This window comes from Lentzea sp. NPDC054927 (genome assembly GCF_053610285.1).
Genome location: NZ_JBSGXZ010000002.1, coordinates 338877 through 354386, shown reverse-complemented (window position 1 = coordinate 354386; position 15510 = coordinate 338877). Strand labels below are relative to the sequence as shown.

Sequence of the window (15510 nt, the reverse complement as noted above, 5' to 3'; positions counted from 1 at the left end):
AGGCGTGGTCAGAACCTCGCGTCGCGCAGCTGGCGGCGCGAGGTCACGCCGACCTTGCCGAACACCTTGCGCAGGTGCCATTCCACGGTGCGCGGGCTGATGAACAGGCGCGTGCCGATCTCCGGGTTCGAGTACCCCTCCCGGGCCAGCCTGGCGATCTGGTACTCCTGCGCGGTCAGCTCGTCGGTGGGTTCGGCGGTGCGCTTGCGGGCCGTTTCGCCGGTGGCCTGCAATTTGCGGTGAGCGCGGTCGGCGAACGTCGGCATGCCTGCCGCCCCCAGCATTTCGTGCGCCGTGCGGAGGTGCTCGCGGGCCTCGACGCGCTGGCCCTCGCGGCGCAGCCACTCGCCGTACAACAGATGCGCGCGGGCGAGTTCGGTCTTCAGGCTCGTGCGGGCGAAGTGGTCGATCGACTCGCGGAAGCCTTCCGGGGAACCGTTCAACGCGCGCAGACGGGCCTTGACGCCCACCGACCAGGCGGTGTCGACCAGCGGCTCCGCACGTTCGAGTGCCTCGGCGACCAGAGCGGTGTCGCCGGTGCGGGACGCGGCCTCGGCCAGTTCCGCGGCGACCAGGCAGCTGTAGATCAGGGCGTCGGAGTTGAACACGCGCAGCGCGGCGTCGCGGGCGAGGTCGTGCCTGCCGAGTCCGTTGTGGAGGATCGCGAGGGTCCAGTCGGCGATGGTCGCCAGCCGTCCCTGACCCTCCGCGCGCGCCTGCGCCCCGGCCGCGGTGGCGATGTCCTCACCGCGGAAGGCGGCCTGCAGCAGGACCGCGTAGCCGACCGGCGGGGTGCCGGTGACCTCGGAGATGCGCCGGTCCTCCTCGATCAACGCCTGCGCGGCGGCGGGTTCGCCGGCCATGAGTTCGTTGTCCGCCAAGAAGTTCAACGCGAACTGCAGCTGCACGAGGGCACCGGCGTCGCGGGACATGCGGACCTGTTGCCTGGCGAACTCACGGCGCGTGTCGAAGTCCCACATCTCGCTCGCGACGATGCCGCCCGCGCGGTTGCCGAACAGCCACGGCAGGCGGCTGATGTCGTCGGCGCCGACCTTCAGCGCACGCACCTCGTCCAGCGCGCGCTTCATGTGCGGCACGGACGCCGTGTAGCCCGAGGTGATGCGGGTGGTGAGGGCCACCAGCACGAGGTCGATCGCGCACGGCGGGGTGCGCGGCGGGGGAGCGGTGCGGGCGGCGTCCTCCAGCGGTGAACCCGCCCAGATCGCGGCCGACATGGCCTCGAGGTGGGTCACGCGGGCCAGGTCGGCGTCGAACGGGGCGAGCCGGCGAGCCGCGCTGAACAACAGGGGCGCGGCGTCGGCGACCCGGCGCTGGTCGAACGCGATGTGCCCGCGCAGGTGCTCGATCTCGGCGCTGCGGCGCTCGTCCGGCGGCCCGGCCTCGACGGCGCTGAGCAGCCGCAGCGACGCTTCGAGCGCACCCGCGTCCCGCTTGGCCCGTGCCGCCGCCAGCTCCCGGGAAGCGCGGCGGCCGGGCTCGGGGGTGAGCACCGCGGCCTGTTCGAGGAAGGCTGCCGCGGCGAGCAGACCACCACGGGCCTGGGCGCGCGACGCCGAGATCTCCAGATCGGCCGCGACCTCCTCGTCGGGTGAGGTGGTGCCGTGCGCGCGATGCCACGCGCGGCGGTCCGGGTCGATCGCCGGGTCCGTCACGTCCGCGAGCGCCCGGTGCACCCGCTGCCGGTCCACAGTGGACGCCGAGCGGTACACGGCCGAGCGCACCAGCGGGTGCCGGAACTGGACCCGTGCGCCGAACTCGATCAGCCCGGTGCCCACCGCCGCAGCGGCCGGGTCGGCGCCGAGCCCGAGCAGACCGGCCGCGCGCCACAGCAGGGTCGCGTCACCGAGCGGTTCGGCGGCGGCGGTCAGCAGCAGCAGGCGAGTGTCGGCGGGCAGCGGTTCGATCTGCCGGACGAAGCTCTGCTCGATGCGGCTGGTCAGCGGCTCGGCGTCCAACCCGTCGACCAGCTCGGCCGTGGTCCACGCCCGCGGCAGCTCCAGCAGCGCCAGCGGGTTGCCACGGGCCTCGGCGACGATCCGGTCGCGCACCCGGCCGTCCACCGGCCCCTTGATCACCGACTCCAGCAACGAGCGGGCGTCGGCGTCGTCCAGCCCGCGCACCAGCAGCTCGGGCAGCCCGTCGAGGTAGTCGTTGCTCTCGCGCAGCACGAAGACCAAAGCGATCCGTTCGGCGAGCAGCCTCCGCGCGACGAACCCGAGCACCGCGGACGACATCGAGTCGAGCCACTGCGCGTCGTCCACCAGGCACACCAGCGGCTGCTCGTCGGCGACCTCGGCGAGCAACGTCAGCACCGCCAGCCCCACCATGAACCGCGTGGGCCGAGGCCCGGACGCCATCCCGAACGCGGTGCCGAGCGCCTCCCGCTGCGGAGCGGGCAGCCGGTCCAGACGGTCGAGGAACGGCACGCACAACTGATGCAGCCCGGCATAGGGGAACGCGCTCTCGGACTCCACCCCGGCGGCCCGCGCGACCCGGAACCCCGAGGCCCGCCCCGACACGTGGTCGAGCAGCGCGGTCTTGCCGATCCCGGCCTCGCCGCGCAGGACCAGCACCTGCCCGGCGCCCGTCCGCGCCTGCGTGAGGAGGCGGTCCAGCGTCTCGCCCTCGGTGCGTCTGCCCAGCAGTCCCTCGTCCGACACGGGTCCGAGCCTAGTGCGGCGGCGTGCGGCCCGGGCCGGCACCGCTCTCGGCACCAGTGGGTGACCAGGGTGTTCCACGGGTTCGAAGGACGCCCTGGTGGGACGACTCTTGCGGTACACGAAACGAAGCGAAGGAGTTGAACCCCGATGGACTACAAGTTCGAGGTCGCGGTCATCCCGGTGAGCGATGTCGACCGGGCCATCCACTTCTACAAGGCGCTCGGCTGGCGCTTCGACGCCGAGTTCGCCAACGACGAGGGCTACCGCCTCACGCAGCTCACCCCGCCCGGATCGCCTGCGTCGATCATCTTCGGCAACGGCGTGACTAACGCGGCGCCGGGCAGTGCCGAGGGGCTGCACCTGATCGTCGACGACATCGTCGCCGCCCGTGAGGACCTGATCGGGCGCGGTGTGGAGGTCAGCGAGATCTTCCACGACAAGACGGGCGTCTTCCACCACGCGGGCACCGAGGGCCGGGTCGACGGGCCTGCCGCCGACCGCTCCAGCTACGGGTCGTTCGCCTCGTTCAGCGACCCCGACGGCAACGGCTGGGTCCTGCAGGAGGTCACGACGCGCCTCCCCGGACGTGTGTGATGACCCAGTACGACGTGATCGTCATCGGCGGCGGATCACCCGGCGAGCACTTCGCCGCCGCCGTCGCCGAGGGTGGACTGCGGGTGGCGCTGGTCGAGCGCGAGTTGCTCGGCGGTGAGTGCTCGTTCTGGGCGTGCATCCCGTCCAAGACGCTGCTGAGGCCGGGCGAGGCCGTGGCGGCCGCGCTCGACGTCCCCGGCGCCAGGGAGGCCGTCACCGGGCAGGTCGACACCAAGGCCGTGCTGGCCTGGCGCGACTTCATGGTCTCGTCCTACGACGACGCGGGCGGCGAGAAGTGGGCGCGGGAAGCCGGCATCGACGTGTTGCGCGGTGACGGGCGCATCGCCGGTCCGAACACCGTGGCGGTGGGCGACCAGACCTACACCACCGAGCACATCGTGATCGCCACCGGCTCGGAACCGTTCATCCCGCCGATCCCCGGCCTGCGCGAGCTGGACGTGTGGACGAACCGCGAGGCCACCGGCGTCCAGGAGATCCCTCGCAGGCTGCTGATCCTCGGCGGCGGACCGGTGGGCGTCGAGATGGCGCAGGCGTTCCGGGGCCTAGGTGCCGAGGTCGCCCTGGTCGAGGGCGCGGATCACCTGCTGCCCCGCGAACCGGAGGCGGTCGGCCGCGCGCTCGGGGTGGCACTGACCGGCGTCGAACTGCATCTCGGCGCACACGCCACCGCGGCGCGTTTCGAGAACGGCGAGTACGTGCTCGACTTCGCGGACGGCAAGCAGTTGCGCGGCGACAAGCTCCTCGTCGCCACCGGCCGCCGCCCGCGGGTTGCGGACATCGGGCTCGAGACCGTTGGTGTCGAACCGAATCCGCACGGTCTGGTCACCGACGAGCGGATGAACGTGACGGACGGCATCTGGGCGGTCGGCGACGTCACGGGCCAGTGGAACCTGACCCACGTCGGCAAGTACCAGGGCCGCGTCGCCGCCGCGAACATCCTCGGCCAACCGGCCAAGGTCGACTACAGCGCCGTCCCGAGGGTCGTGTTCACCTCGCCGGAGGTCGCCGCAGTCGGTGCGGCAGAAGGAAAGTACACCGCAACAGCTCACCTGTCCGGCGTCGCGCGCACGGCCACCTACACCCGTGAGTACGACACGCGACCCGGCTTCCTGACCCTCGTGTCCGACGGCGAAGTCCTCACCGGCGCCTACGCCATCGGCCCCGAGGCAGGCGAGTGGCTCCAGCAGGCCACCCTCGCGATCCGCGCGAAGGTCCCGCTGTCCGTGCTGCTCGACGTCATCCAGCCGTTCCCCACCTTTTCGGAGGCGTTCCTCAACGCCCTCCGCGACCTGGCAAAGGAAGTAGCGAAGTGAAGAACTTGGCAGAGATCGACATGAAGCTCGAAGTCACCGTCATCCCCGTCACGGACGTGGAGCGCGCCAAGGAGTTCTACAGCCGGCTGGGCTGGCGCCTGGACGTCACCCCGCCGTGGGTCGTGCAGTTCACCCCGCACGGCTCGAACGCGTCCATCCACTTCGGCGAGGGCGTCACGACCGCGGAACCCGGTTCCGGCAGGCACTTCCTGATCGTCTCGGACATCGTCGAGACGCACGAGGCACTGCTCGCCGCCGGTGTCAAGGTCGGTCCGCTGTTCCACGGCGGTCCGGACGGCCCGGTCGAGGGCGCGGACCCCGAGCGGCGCAGCTACTTCACCCGCGCCGAGTTCGCCGACCCGGACGGCAACCTGTGGATCCTGCAGGAGGTCACGACCCGCCTGCCTGGCCGCGTCGACGCCGACGACACGTCCTACGGGTCCATCACCGACCTGTCCTCGGCGTTGCGCAGGGCCGCGCTGGCCCACGGCGAGCACGAGAAGCGCAACGGCGGCGAGTTCGACGAGAACTGGCCCGACTGGTACGCCGAGTACATGGTCAAGGAGCAGACGGGCGAAGAGCTGCCGCGCTAGGTTGCGGGAGTGATCCCAGAAGTCGAACAAGCGCTGCGCGGAACGCCGTCGAAAACGGCGTTCCGCGCGCTTTGTGCTGCGGTGACCAGAGCTGGCGCCGGGCAGGAACTCCTCGCGTGGTGCGAAGAACAGCTCACCTCGTGGCCGGACGAGACGCGCCAGGCGCCGTGGTCGTGGCTCGCCGCGCTGGAGTCCGGTTTCACCAAACCGGTGTGGGGGCTGGTCCGCTCGCTCGACCTGCGCGACCCGCGCAACGGGCTGCGCGATCTGACGTTGCCGGACCCGCGCGTCCAGCCGGAAGTGCGTGCGGTGAGACATCTGCAGCTGGCCTGGTACGACAACGAGCAGGTATCGGCGTTGGCGGACCTGGCAGGGCACTGGGAACGGCTGCGGTCCGTCGAGTTCCACGGTCTGATGGAGTTCGACGCCTCCGCTCTCGGCCGGTTCGCGGCCGGTGAGGCGGTCACGCGGCTCGAGTCGCTGGTCGCCGTGCGGGCGCAGGACAGCCTGTGGCACTTCAAGGTCCCGCCGATCCGGATCGAACGGCCGACCCGGTTGCGGCACGCCGGACTGCGCGCACCCGACCTGATCCACCTGCTGCGCAACGACCTGGCGCCGGACCTGAAGTCCGCCGAGGTGCTCGTGACGAGCGCCGACGAGGCACGCGAGCTCGCCGACTGCACGCAGCTCGCCTCGTTGGACCGGCTCGCGCTCGGGTTCCGCTGCGGCCGCAACGGCAGGTCGCTGCTGGGGCAGCCGTCCTTCGGCAACGTCATCGAGGAGGACGACGTCGCGTGCGAGGAGTTCTTCTCCCGTGCGAAACTCACGAACCTGCGCAGCCTGACCGTCCACGGCACCCAGATGGGAACAGACCGCGAGGGGATGGGCGCACGCGCCGTGGAGGCGATCGCGGACAGTGGCGTGCCGGCGCGGTTGTCCGAACTGTCGTTCAAGACTCTGCCCCTCGGTGATGACGCGATCACCCGCGTGCTGGGCGCCGTCGACTCCGCGACGATCGAGAAGATCACGCTCGTCGACCTCGTCGCCACGGACCGTTGTGCTGACGCGTTCGCCGCGGAGTACCCCCGGCTGCGGCACCTCGATCTCAGCAGGAACTACCTCGGCGCGGACGGCGTGCGCAAGTTGCTCGCCGCACGCATGCCCTCGCTCGACCACCTCGATCTCAGCGGCAGTGCCGGCGGTTCGCCGCACTACAGCCGCGGGGCCGTGCAGCCGATCGGGGACGCGGGAGCGGAAGCCGTTGCACGGTCGGGCTTTGCCTTGAAGACGCTGAACCTCTCCGGCACCGGGCTCACCCAGGCAGGTCTGAGCGCGGTGCTGGAACTGCCGCTGGAATCCTTGAACGTGTCCGGTAATCCGTTGGGAGGTTTGCCGCCCACGCCGGACGCGACCGCGTGGCGCACCTTGCGGACGTTGTGCATGGACGACTGCGCTCTCGGAGACGCCGACCTCACGTCGCTCCCGCCGCAAGCCCCTGCGCTGAAGAGTGTTTCGCTGTCCTACAACAACGTCGGCTCTGCCGGCGCCCGTGCGCTCGCCGCGTGGCCGGTGCTGCAACAGTTGTGGGAACTGAGCCTGCACGACAACGTGATCGACGACGACGGCCTGGTCGATCTCGCTCGATCCCGTGCGGCACAACGGTTGCTCGAACTCGATCTGGAACAGGACGTCTGGACCGCGCACCACCGCCGCAACAGCTCGTCGCTGCCGGCCGAGGTGGTGGCGCAGGAGTCGTTCCCGAACCTCGACGCGATGTACCTCGGTGTGATCGACGGCTACCACGGCTCCCGGTCGTCCTGCGGATTCCCGGTCGAGCGGCACGAGGAGCTGATCCGGACCGGACGGCCGGAGCTCGTCGCGTTCCTCCAGCACGTGAAGCACTACGACTACCTCCCGGACGAGGACCAGGACCCCGACCCGCCCACGACGGACTTCCGCGCCGCCCGCGCCGAGCACCACGCGAAGGACTTCGCCGACGCCCAGGACTTCGCCCGAAGCATGATGTCGGGTGACCCTAGGGGTCGTCCCTGATGTGGAAGGGCGTTGGCGCGGCCTAACTTCCTGAGCAAGCGAGGGAGGCCGCGAATGAAGGCGATCATCCAGGACAGATACGGCTCGGCGGACGTGCTGGAGCTGCGCGAGGTCGAACGGCCCGTGCCGGCGGCCGGCGAGGTGCTGGTGCGCGTGCGGGCCTCGTCGGTGAACGCCGCCGACTGGCACATCATGCGCGGTGACCCGTACTTCGCGCGGTTGTTCTTGGGGCTGCGCGGGCCGAAGTCGCGGATCCGGGGCATGGACTTCGCGGGCGTGATCGAGGCCGTCGGGCCCGGTGTGAGCGGGATGCTGCAGGTGGGCGACGAGGTGTTCGGCGAGGTCGAGGGGTCCTTCGCCGAGTACGTCCGGGTGCCGGCGGGGTTGGTGGAGCGCAAGCCCGTGAACCTGACGTACGAGCAGACGGCGACGCTGCCGCTGGCGGGCAACACCGCGTGGATGGGCCTGCGCGAACTGCAGGCGGGGCAGAAGGTGCTGATCAACGGCGCGTCCGGCGGTGTCGGGCTGCTGGCGGTGCAGATCGCCAAGGCGCGCAAGGCGATCGTGACCGGGGTGTGCAGCACGCGCAACGTCGAGCAGGTCCGTTCGGTCGGCGCTGACGTGGTGATCGACTACAAGACCGAGGACTTCACCAGCGGTGACGAGCGCTACGACCTCGTCTTCGACCTCGTGGGCAACCGGTCGATGAGCGCGTTGCGCGGCCTGCTCACCCCGGACGGCGTCCTGGTGCTCTCCGGCGGCGGCAGCTTCACCGGCGGGGCGCTGTTCGGCCCGTACCGGTTGATCATCCAGGGCAAGGTGCTCGGCCCGTTCACCCGGCAGCGGCTCGTGGTGCTGGAAGCCAAGCCCAGCAAGGAGAACCTGGCCGCGCTGCGCGACCTCGCCGAGTCGGGGAAGCTGGTACCGGTGATCGAGCGGACCTATCCGTTGACTGACGCGCCCGACGCGATCCGGCACGTCGAGTCCCAGCACGCGCGGGCCAAGGTCGTGGTCACGGCCTGACCGCTGGGAACTGCCCGGCCGGAAATTCCCTGGCGCTCACCAGGCTCGGGAGACCACCATCCGCGTCATGGTCGAGGTTCGAGCAGGCGGCGGAACGGTTCGAGGCACCTCGGACGCAGGAATGGCGGTCTTCCGCGGCATCCCCTTCGCCGCGTCCCCGGTCGGCGCCCTGCGGTTCGCCGCACCCCAGCCGGCGCTGGCGTGGGAGGGCGTGCGGGATGCGTTGACGTTCGGCCCACCCCCACCGCAGGCAGCGGTGTTCGGCATGGACGAGCTGGGGGAGTCCGGCGACGACTGGCTGACCGTGAACGTCTGGTCGCCCGATCTCGCCGGCGATCTGCCGGTCATGGTGTGGATCCAGGGCGGTGCCTACACAATCGGCATGTCCGGTCTGCCCGAGTACGACGGCGCGCGGCTCGCGTTGGACGGCGTCGTCGTGGTGACGTTCAACTACCGCGTCGGCATGGAGGGGTTCGCGGCGATCGAGGGCGCTCCGGCCAACCGCGGGCTGCTGGACCAGGTCGCGGCGCTGGAATGGGTGCGCGACAACATCAGCGCGTTCGGCGGAGATCCGGCCCGCGTGACGATCTTCGGTCAGTCGGCGGGCGGAGGCTCGGTCGCGGCGTTGCTGGCCATGCCCCGCGCCGCCGGGCTGTTCCACCGCGCGATCGCGAGCAGCGTGCCGGGCGTGTTCTTCACGCCGGAGTTGGCCGCCGACATCGCTGTGGTGTGTGCCGCCGAACTGGGTCTGCGCCCGACGGTCGCGGATCTGTCCACTGTGGACCCGGCGATGCTGCCGATCGTGGGCGACGAGGTCATGGCCAAGATCGGGCAGTTCGCCGGTCGCTGGGGCCAGGCGGCGCACAAGATCATCCCGTTCGCGCCGGTGGTCGACGGTGACGTGCTGCCGGTGGCGCCGTGGGACGGACTGACGGGCGATGTCGACCTCGTCGTCGGGCACACGCGCCACGAGCAGCGGCTTCTCACCGCGATCGAGGGAATGCTCGGCCAGGTGACGCAGGAGCAGGCCGCGGAGGCTTTGCGGGTGCTCGCACCGGGTCTGGTGTATCCGGAAGTGGGGCCGGAGAAGCTGTTCGAGGAGGTCTGCTCGGACTGGCTGTTCCGGATGCCGTCGCTGCACCTCGCGGAGGCCCAGGTCGCCGCGGGTGGCCGGGCGCACGTCTACGAGGTGACCTGGGAGCCGCCCGACCGGTTCGGGGCCTGTCACGGGATCGACGTGCCGCTGGTGTTCGGCAATCCGGGGCGCGGGCAGACCGCCGCGGTGCTGGGCGACATCACGCCGGCCACGGAGGACCTGTCCGCTCAGATGCGGACGGCGTGGTCGTCCTTCGCGATCCACGGCGATCCCGGCTGGCCCGCCTACGACCCGGATTCCCGGCTCACTCGGCTCTTCGACGTGCCGGCGACCGTGACCGCGTATCCGGAGGAGGTGTCGCGGCGGATCTGGGCCGGGCACCGCTTCGCCCCGCTGCCGCTGATCGGGGGAATACCTGCCGCCGGCTGACGTTGTACGCGCCGGAAGGGAGGTTCGATGAGGGACAACGACTTCGCGGTGCACGACAGCACGGGGTACGACTTCAACGCATACCAGCCGAACGGTGAGGTGGCGGCCGACCGATGGGTCACCGCCACGCACCTGTTCGACGCCGGGCACGTGGACACCGCAGCCGACAAGTGGGACCGCGCGCAGCTGCTGTTCGAGGCCAGGGACTATGTCAAGGCCGCGCAGCTGCTCGCCGAGGTGGTCGAGGAAGTGCCGTTCCAGACGGACCTCTGCCTGCTGCTGGCCCGCGCGTACTTCCACTCTGCGCAGCTGGGCAAGGCCGAGGCGCAGCTCCGCGTGATCGTGGACCGCGACCCGGTCGAGCACTACGCCCACCTGCTGCTCGGGCGGACGCTGGAGCGGCAGGGACGGCCTGAGGAGGCCGCGCCCTGGCTCCGGCTGGCCGCCGCGTTCGGCGGGGACCTGGCCGAGGTCTAGCTCGGCCAGTCCTGGCCACGCTTGCTGAGTTGGGTGTAGTTGACGGCGATTCGATCAAGAGTTGGTGGTACTTGCAGACGCTCAAGGCCACGGCGGCGCGAGCGAATCAACGACCCAAGACACCAGCTATCCGACGTCGAGCTTGGCGAACGCGCGCAACAAGCTCGGCGCGACCCGGCTGGCCAACCGTGCGGCCTTCGCCTCCGCCGTCACCGGCACCACCGGCCGGTTGCGGCGGACGGCGCGCACGATCTCCGTGGCGACACCCTCCGGGCCGAAGCCGCGGCGGGCGTAGATCCGGGACGCGCGGTCCTGCTTGCGGCTCTGTTCCTCGGTGCTGACGCCGGAGAACGTGGTGGTCGCGGTGATGTTGGTGTTCACCAGGCCCGGACAGATCGCGCTGACGCCGATGGCGTGCGGCGCGAGTTCGGCCCGCAGGCAGTCCGACAGCATGAACACCGCGGCTTTGCTGGTGGCGTACGCGGAGAGGATCTTCGACGGCAGGTAGGCCGCCGCCGAGGACAGGTTCACGATGTGGCCGCCCTCTCCGCGTTCGATCATCAGCTCACCGAACGCCCGGCAGCCGTGCACGACGCCCCACAGGTTGACGTCCAGCACCCGTTGCCACTGCTGGGTCGACGTCGACATGAACGACCCGGAGTGGCCGATCCCGGCGTTGTTCACGACGACATCGGGCACGCCGTGTTCGTCGGCGACCTGCCGCGCCCAGGCCCTGACCGCCTCTTCCGATCGCACGTCGACCTCGTAGGCGTGGCCGTCGACCATGTCCGCGGTCTCCTTGGCCGCGGCGAAGTCCACATCGGACACCACGACGTTCGCACCCGTCCTGGCGAACGCGACCGCCGTCGCCCGCCCGATCCCGCTGCCACCACCGGTGATCACGACGAGTTCGCGCGGTGCGGTGGAGTCCGCGACGAACTCGCTGATCATCCTGGCGAGCGGCACGGGGTGGCTGAGCGGCGCCCAGTGCCCGGCAGCGATCTTGCGCCGGCGCAGTGACGGCACCCAGCGCTCCAGGTCCAGCGCCTCGGTGCGGATGTAGCGGTCGCGGGTCGGCTGGATCACCTGCACCGGCATGGGCGCGAGCCGGTTCCGCGGTGAGCCCATCACCTGACGGATGTTGGCCCGATACAACGAGATCCCGCGCACGGCGTCCCGGGTGATCGTCTTGGCCGGTGTCGTCCTGACACCTTCGAGCCGGCGCAGCACGCCGCCCCAGCGCGGGCCGAGGTAGAGCCGCCAGAACAGCGGCGCGAGCACCGGCAGGTGGAACGCGCCGATGTACCAGGACCGGAAGAACTGCCGGATGTGCGCGACCGACAAGCGTTTGCGCGACCAGTGCCCCATGTGGTCGAGGCACGGCCCGGAGATCGAGGTGAACGTCCTGATCCGCGCGCCGGGCGTGGTCACGGCCTCCCACGACTGGATCGAACCCCAGTCGTGGCCGACGACGTGCACCGGTTCGTCCGGGCTGACCTCGTCGATCACCGCGAACAGGTCCTTCGCCAGGTGTTCGAGCCGGTAACCGTCCTCAGTGGACGGCGCCGTCGACTCGCCCGCGCCGCGCACGTCGTAGGTGACGACCTTGAAGTCCTTCTCCAGCAACGCGGCCACGCGATCCCACACGGCGTGGGTGTCGGGATAGCCGTGCACGAGCACCACGGTCGGCCCGTCCGTGCCGCGCACCTGCACGGCGAGTTCGACTTCCCCGGAACGCACCTTCACAGTTCCTCCAGAACTAGCCGGTCACCGGTGGGCCGGTCCACGCAGATCCGCACGCCGCCGACGTCGCACGTGCCGCAGAACCCCTGCCGGCACGAGTAGGCGACCGCCGGCCGGAAGTCCCTGATCACGTCCAGCGCCGACCGGCCGGCCGGCACGTCCAGGGATACCCCGCTGCGCCGCAGTTCGACCGTGAACGGGCGCCCGTCCACGATCGGCGGCGGGCTGAACCGTTCGAAGTGCAGCCACCGCGACGAGAACTCTTCGCGCACCTGCTCCAGCATCGACGCCGGACCACAGCAGTACACCGCGCCACCGGGCGTGGAGTCGTTCAACAGCGGTCCGCCCCGGCCGATCCGCACGTCGACGCGGCCGACCGGCAGCTCGTCCAGGAACGGCATGGCCGCCATCGATCGCCCGCAGTACACGAGTCGCCAGTCCAGCCCCCGGCGCGCGGCCGCGTGCACCATCGGCAGGATCGGCGTGATCCCGATGCCGCCCGCCACGAACACGATCGGCCCGATCCCGGCGAACGGGAACGCGTTGCGCGGTCCACGCACCTGAATCCGGTCGCCGACTTCGAGCGCCTGCACCTCGCGCGAGCCGGCACCGACCTCGCGCACCGCGATCCGGTAGGTGTTCTCGGCCGGATCACCGCACAGCGAGTACTGGCGGCGCAGCCCGGACGGCAGGTGCAGGTCGACGTGACAACCGGGCTGCCACGCGGGCAGCGTCGTCCCACCGAACCGCAGGCTCACCACGCCGTCCGCGACCTCAGTGCGTTCCACGACGTTGAGCCACAACGCATCCCGCGCGACGCCAGGACGAGCCCGCCCGCCGAACCGCGTGACGGCGGCGTCGTAGAGGTTGCCGAATCTCGTGAGGCCGCCCAGCATCAGTGCGCCTCGCGAGCGGCAGGGGAGGACGCGAGATAGGCGATGGCCTGACTCGTGGATCCCTCCTGCTTGGGGTGGTACGCGGGGTGGAAGTACCGCAGGAACGCCCGGAAGATGTCCGACAGCTTCGGCAGCAACCCACGCCGCCCAGCCCTCATCGACTCACGCCAGGTCAGCCGCACCTCGGTGGTCCTGTCGGCCCGCACCATGAACCGCGCGCCCCGCACCCACAGCCAGAACAGCACGGGCGCCACCAGCAACATCGTCCGCGCACGCCGCACGTACCGGCGATCGAGGTGGCACATCAGGTCGTACGCGACGCTGCGATGCTCGACCTCCTCGGCCGCGTGCCAGCGCAACAGGTCCAGCATCACCGGGTGGATGCCCGCCTTGTCGAGCGCGTCGGCGTTCAGCATCCAGTCGCCCAGATAGGCCGTGAAGTGCTCGACGGCGGCGACGATCGCGACCCGTTCGATCAACTGCTCGCGCGCCTGTTCCTCGTTCAGTCCGGACTTGGGCGCGAGGATCCGCCGGAACACGTGCTCCATCTGCCGCGTGAACGGCCGCGGATCCAGCCCGTTGGCGAGGAGGTGGTCGAGCACTTCGCTGTGCGCCTCGGCGTGCATCGCCTCCTGCCCGATGAACCCGAGCACGTCCTCGCGCAACGTGTCGTCCTGGATCAGCGGCACCGCCTGCTGGAACGTCCGCACGAACCACCGCTCACCCTCCGGCAGCAGCAGGTGCAGAACGTTCATGACGTGCGTGGTGACGGGCTCGTCCGGGACCCAGTGCATCGGCAGGGTCGACCAGTCGAACTGCACGTCACGCGGCTGCAGAACGAGGTTGTCCGGCTCCATCGCAGACCTCCCGGCAATTACTACGCCCGCGTAGCTTTGTGAAAGCTACGCCACCGTAGCAATATGGACCCGTGAACACAACGCGCCGGAAGTACGCCCGCCGCCTGCCCCCGGAGCAGCGCCGCGAGCAACTGCTGGACGCCGCCCTGAGCCTGATCCCGGCCGGCTTCGACACGGTGACCATGGAATCCGTCGCCAAACAGGCCGAAGTCACCAAGCCCGTGCTCTACGACCTGTTCGCCAACCGAGCCGAACTCATCAGCGCCCTCCTGGAACGCGAAGCCGCCCGCGCCACCGACCAGGTCATCGCCGCCCTGCCCACCGACTTCGCCACCCGCTCCCCGGACGACGCCTTCGCCGACGCCGTCCGCGTCTTCGTCAACGCCGTGGTCGAGGCCCCGGACCGCTGGCGCCTGGTGCTCCTCCCACCCGAGGGCACCCCGCACGAGTTCCGCGCCCAGGTCGAGCTGGTGCGCGCCGGCGTCCTGGCTCAGATCGAGGAGCTGGCGGCCTTGGGCCTGAAGGAACTCGGCGGGCTGGACGACCTGGACTCCGGGCTGCTGGGGCACGCGATGCTGGCGCTGGCCGAGATGTCCGGACGGCTGGTGCTGACCGAGCCGGAGAAGTTCACGCCGGACCGGCTGGTGGCCTTCGTGTCCCGGATCGCGCACGGCCTGCGCTGAGCACGGCGCCGGTTCAGCGCGGGTTCAGCGCCGAGTCCGAACGTGGGTGAGCAGCGCCAGCCCCGTCGGCTCACGGCCCACCGACACGTCGCACCCCGGCAACAGTGCCCGGACAGCCGCTTCGTCGCGCTCGATCACCTGCCACTCCATCAGGTACTCCAACGGCCACCGGAACGGACTACCGGGCACGATGCTGGAGAAGTAGAACGTCCCACCAGGCCGGCACAACCGGGTCAGCACGGCCTCGGTCAGCCGCACGGCCGCGCGGTCGTTGAGGTAGTCGTACAGGCCGTTGACGAGCACGAGGTCGAACGGTCCGAGCTCGGCGAGCGGGTTCAACGCGCGGAAGATGTTGCCTGGCACCACTGAGGTGACGTCGTTGAGCGGCCCGAGACGCTTCTGGGCCAACGCCAGGGCGTCCGGGTCCACGTCGGTCAGCACGAACCGGTCGCCCGGCCGGAGGATGCCCGGCGGGATGGCCCGCAGGTCGGGCGCGGCACCGGACGCGATCAGCAGCACCGAGCGAGGGCCGTTGCGCGGGGCGGTCAGCGTGTCGCCGATCAGCCGGGTTTGGTGCATCACCCGGTTGCGCAGCTGCTGGGTCATCGGCGAGCTCTGCAGCATGGCCTCGACGTGCCAGGCGAGGGTGCCCGGCGTGACGTTGTTGGCCTGGGCCAGCACGTGCTCGGCGAGCCGGTAGTCGGTGGGGTAGCCGCGCGTCCACTCCTCCTCGCTGCGCATGAACGGGGTGCGCGCGCAGGCGGAGCGGACGGGTTGGACGACCGCGGCGATGTCCTCGTCCGGGACACCGGCCATAACGCCGGCCCGGATCTGCTCGCCCAACGTGCGGAAACGGCCTCCGAGCAGCTTCTGCGAGGCAGGATCGGAGAGGTTCAACTCCTTCTCGGTGCGCAGGAAGCCGTCGACGGCGTCGCTGAGCCGGTGCAGGGCGTCAGTGCTGTGCGGGAGCACGGTCATCGAAAGAACACTCTTCCTCGCTGTGGCAACGGTTCCAGAGCCTGTCAGGCGGGGCGTCCGACGAACAGAGGCTT

13 protein-coding genes are annotated in these 15510 nt (G+C 70.5%); 8 read left to right on the top strand and 5 right to left on the bottom strand.

All coding sequences use genetic code 11. The features are described 5' to 3' along the window. Positions 1–8 precede the first annotated feature (8 nt). On the bottom strand, positions 9–2681 hold the full coding sequence (locus ACWGE0_RS05070; protein ID WP_452259613.1) for a helix-turn-helix transcriptional regulator: 2673 nt from the start codon (positions 2679–2681) through the stop codon (positions 9–11). A gap of 147 nt (positions 2682–2828) precedes the next feature. Between ACWGE0_RS05070 and ACWGE0_RS05065 the strand changes: the two genes are divergently transcribed. The 7 genes from ACWGE0_RS05065 (at position 2829) to ACWGE0_RS05035 (ending at position 10279) form a co-directional block, all read left to right on the top strand. Further along, positions 2829–3275: a VOC family protein gene (locus ACWGE0_RS05065; protein ID WP_452259612.1), complete on the top strand. Its 447-nt coding sequence runs from the start codon at positions 2829–2831 to the stop codon at positions 3273–3275. Continuing rightward, entirely contained in the window at positions 3275–4609 is a 1335-nt protein-coding gene (locus tag ACWGE0_RS05060; protein ID WP_452259611.1) for a dihydrolipoyl dehydrogenase family protein, read from the top strand. Before ACWGE0_RS05065 ends, ACWGE0_RS05060 begins: the two co-directional genes overlap by 1 nt. Then, positions 4606–5202 carry a VOC family protein gene (locus ACWGE0_RS05055; RefSeq protein WP_452259610.1) on the top strand — a complete coding sequence of 199 codons (597 nt, stop codon included), beginning with the start codon at positions 4606–4608 and terminating at the stop codon, positions 5200–5202. Before ACWGE0_RS05060 ends, ACWGE0_RS05055 begins: the two co-directional genes overlap by 4 nt. An 81-nt stretch (positions 5203–5283) precedes the next feature. Continuing rightward, entirely contained in the window at positions 5284–7254 is a 1971-nt protein-coding gene (locus ACWGE0_RS05050; protein ID WP_452259609.1) for a hypothetical protein, read from the top strand. Positions 7255–7308: 54 nt separating this feature from the next. Continuing rightward, positions 7309–8277 carry an NAD(P)-dependent alcohol dehydrogenase gene (locus tag ACWGE0_RS05045; RefSeq protein ID WP_452259608.1) on the top strand — a complete coding sequence of 323 codons (969 nt, stop codon included), beginning with the start codon at positions 7309–7311 and terminating at the stop codon, positions 8275–8277. 67 nt (positions 8278–8344) lie between these two features. Further along, complete coding sequence (locus ACWGE0_RS05040) at positions 8345–9802, top strand: carboxylesterase/lipase family protein (RefSeq protein ID WP_452259607.1); 1458 nt, start codon at positions 8345–8347, stop codon at positions 9800–9802. A gap of 27 nt (positions 9803–9829) precedes the next feature. Next, positions 9830–10279 (top strand): tetratricopeptide repeat protein, encoded by a 450-nt coding sequence (locus tag ACWGE0_RS05035; RefSeq protein ID WP_452259606.1) that lies wholly within the window; start codon positions 9830–9832, stop codon positions 10277–10279. A gap of 126 nt (positions 10280–10405) precedes the next feature. On the opposite strand, the gene ACWGE0_RS05030 is transcribed toward ACWGE0_RS05035, so the two are convergent. The 3 genes from ACWGE0_RS05030 to ACWGE0_RS05020 are packed head-to-tail and all read right to left on the bottom strand — an operon-like array spanning position 10406 to position 13775. Continuing rightward, positions 10406–12019, bottom strand: coding sequence for an SDR family oxidoreductase (locus ACWGE0_RS05030; RefSeq protein ID WP_452259605.1), 1614 nt, complete (start codon positions 12017–12019; stop codon positions 10406–10408). A gap of 2 nt (positions 12020–12021) precedes the next feature. Beyond that, positions 12022–12918 (bottom strand): PDR/VanB family oxidoreductase, encoded by an 897-nt coding sequence (locus ACWGE0_RS05025; RefSeq protein WP_452259604.1) that lies wholly within the window; start codon positions 12916–12918, stop codon positions 12022–12024. Then, positions 12918–13775 (bottom strand): metal-dependent hydrolase, encoded by an 858-nt coding sequence (locus ACWGE0_RS05020; RefSeq protein WP_452259603.1) that lies wholly within the window; start codon positions 13773–13775, stop codon positions 12918–12920. Before ACWGE0_RS05020 ends, ACWGE0_RS05025 begins: the two co-directional genes overlap by 1 nt. 71 nt (positions 13776–13846) lie before the next feature. Here ACWGE0_RS05020 and ACWGE0_RS05015 point away from each other — a divergent pair, with 71 nt between their 5' ends. Next, entirely contained in the window at positions 13847–14458 is a 612-nt protein-coding gene (locus tag ACWGE0_RS05015; RefSeq protein ID WP_319963954.1) for a TetR/AcrR family transcriptional regulator, read from the top strand. Positions 14459–14482: 24 nt separating this feature from the next. Here the strand turns inward: ACWGE0_RS05015 and ACWGE0_RS05010 are convergent, their stop codons facing one another. After that, entirely contained in the window at positions 14483–15436 is a 954-nt protein-coding gene (locus ACWGE0_RS05010; protein ID WP_452259602.1) for a class I SAM-dependent methyltransferase, read from the bottom strand. Between the last annotated feature and the right edge of the window lie 74 nt (positions 15437–15510).

Coding starts and splice junctions, on each gene's coding strand:
- ACWGE0_RS05020 (WP_452259603.1), bottom strand. CDS start 13,775: ATGGAGCCGGACAACCTCGTTCTGCAGCCGCGTGACGTGCAGTTCGAC.
- ACWGE0_RS05035 (WP_452259606.1), top strand. CDS start 9,830: ATGAGGGACAACGACTTCGCGGTGCACGACAGCACGGGGTACGACTTC.
- ACWGE0_RS05065 (WP_452259612.1), top strand. CDS start 2,829: ATGGACTACAAGTTCGAGGTCGCGGTCATCCCGGTGAGCGATGTCGAC.
- ACWGE0_RS05040 (WP_452259607.1), top strand. CDS start 8,345: ATGGTCGAGGTTCGAGCAGGCGGCGGAACGGTTCGAGGCACCTCGGAC.
- ACWGE0_RS05010 (WP_452259602.1), bottom strand. CDS start 15,436: ATGACCGTGCTCCCGCACAGCACTGACGCCCTGCACCGGCTCAGCGAC.
- ACWGE0_RS05045 (WP_452259608.1), top strand. CDS start 7,309: ATGAAGGCGATCATCCAGGACAGATACGGCTCGGCGGACGTGCTGGAG.
- ACWGE0_RS05025 (WP_452259604.1), bottom strand. CDS start 12,918: ATGCTGGGCGGCCTCACGAGATTCGGCAACCTCTACGACGCCGCCGTC.
- ACWGE0_RS05060 (WP_452259611.1), top strand. CDS start 3,275: ATGACCCAGTACGACGTGATCGTCATCGGCGGCGGATCACCCGGCGAG.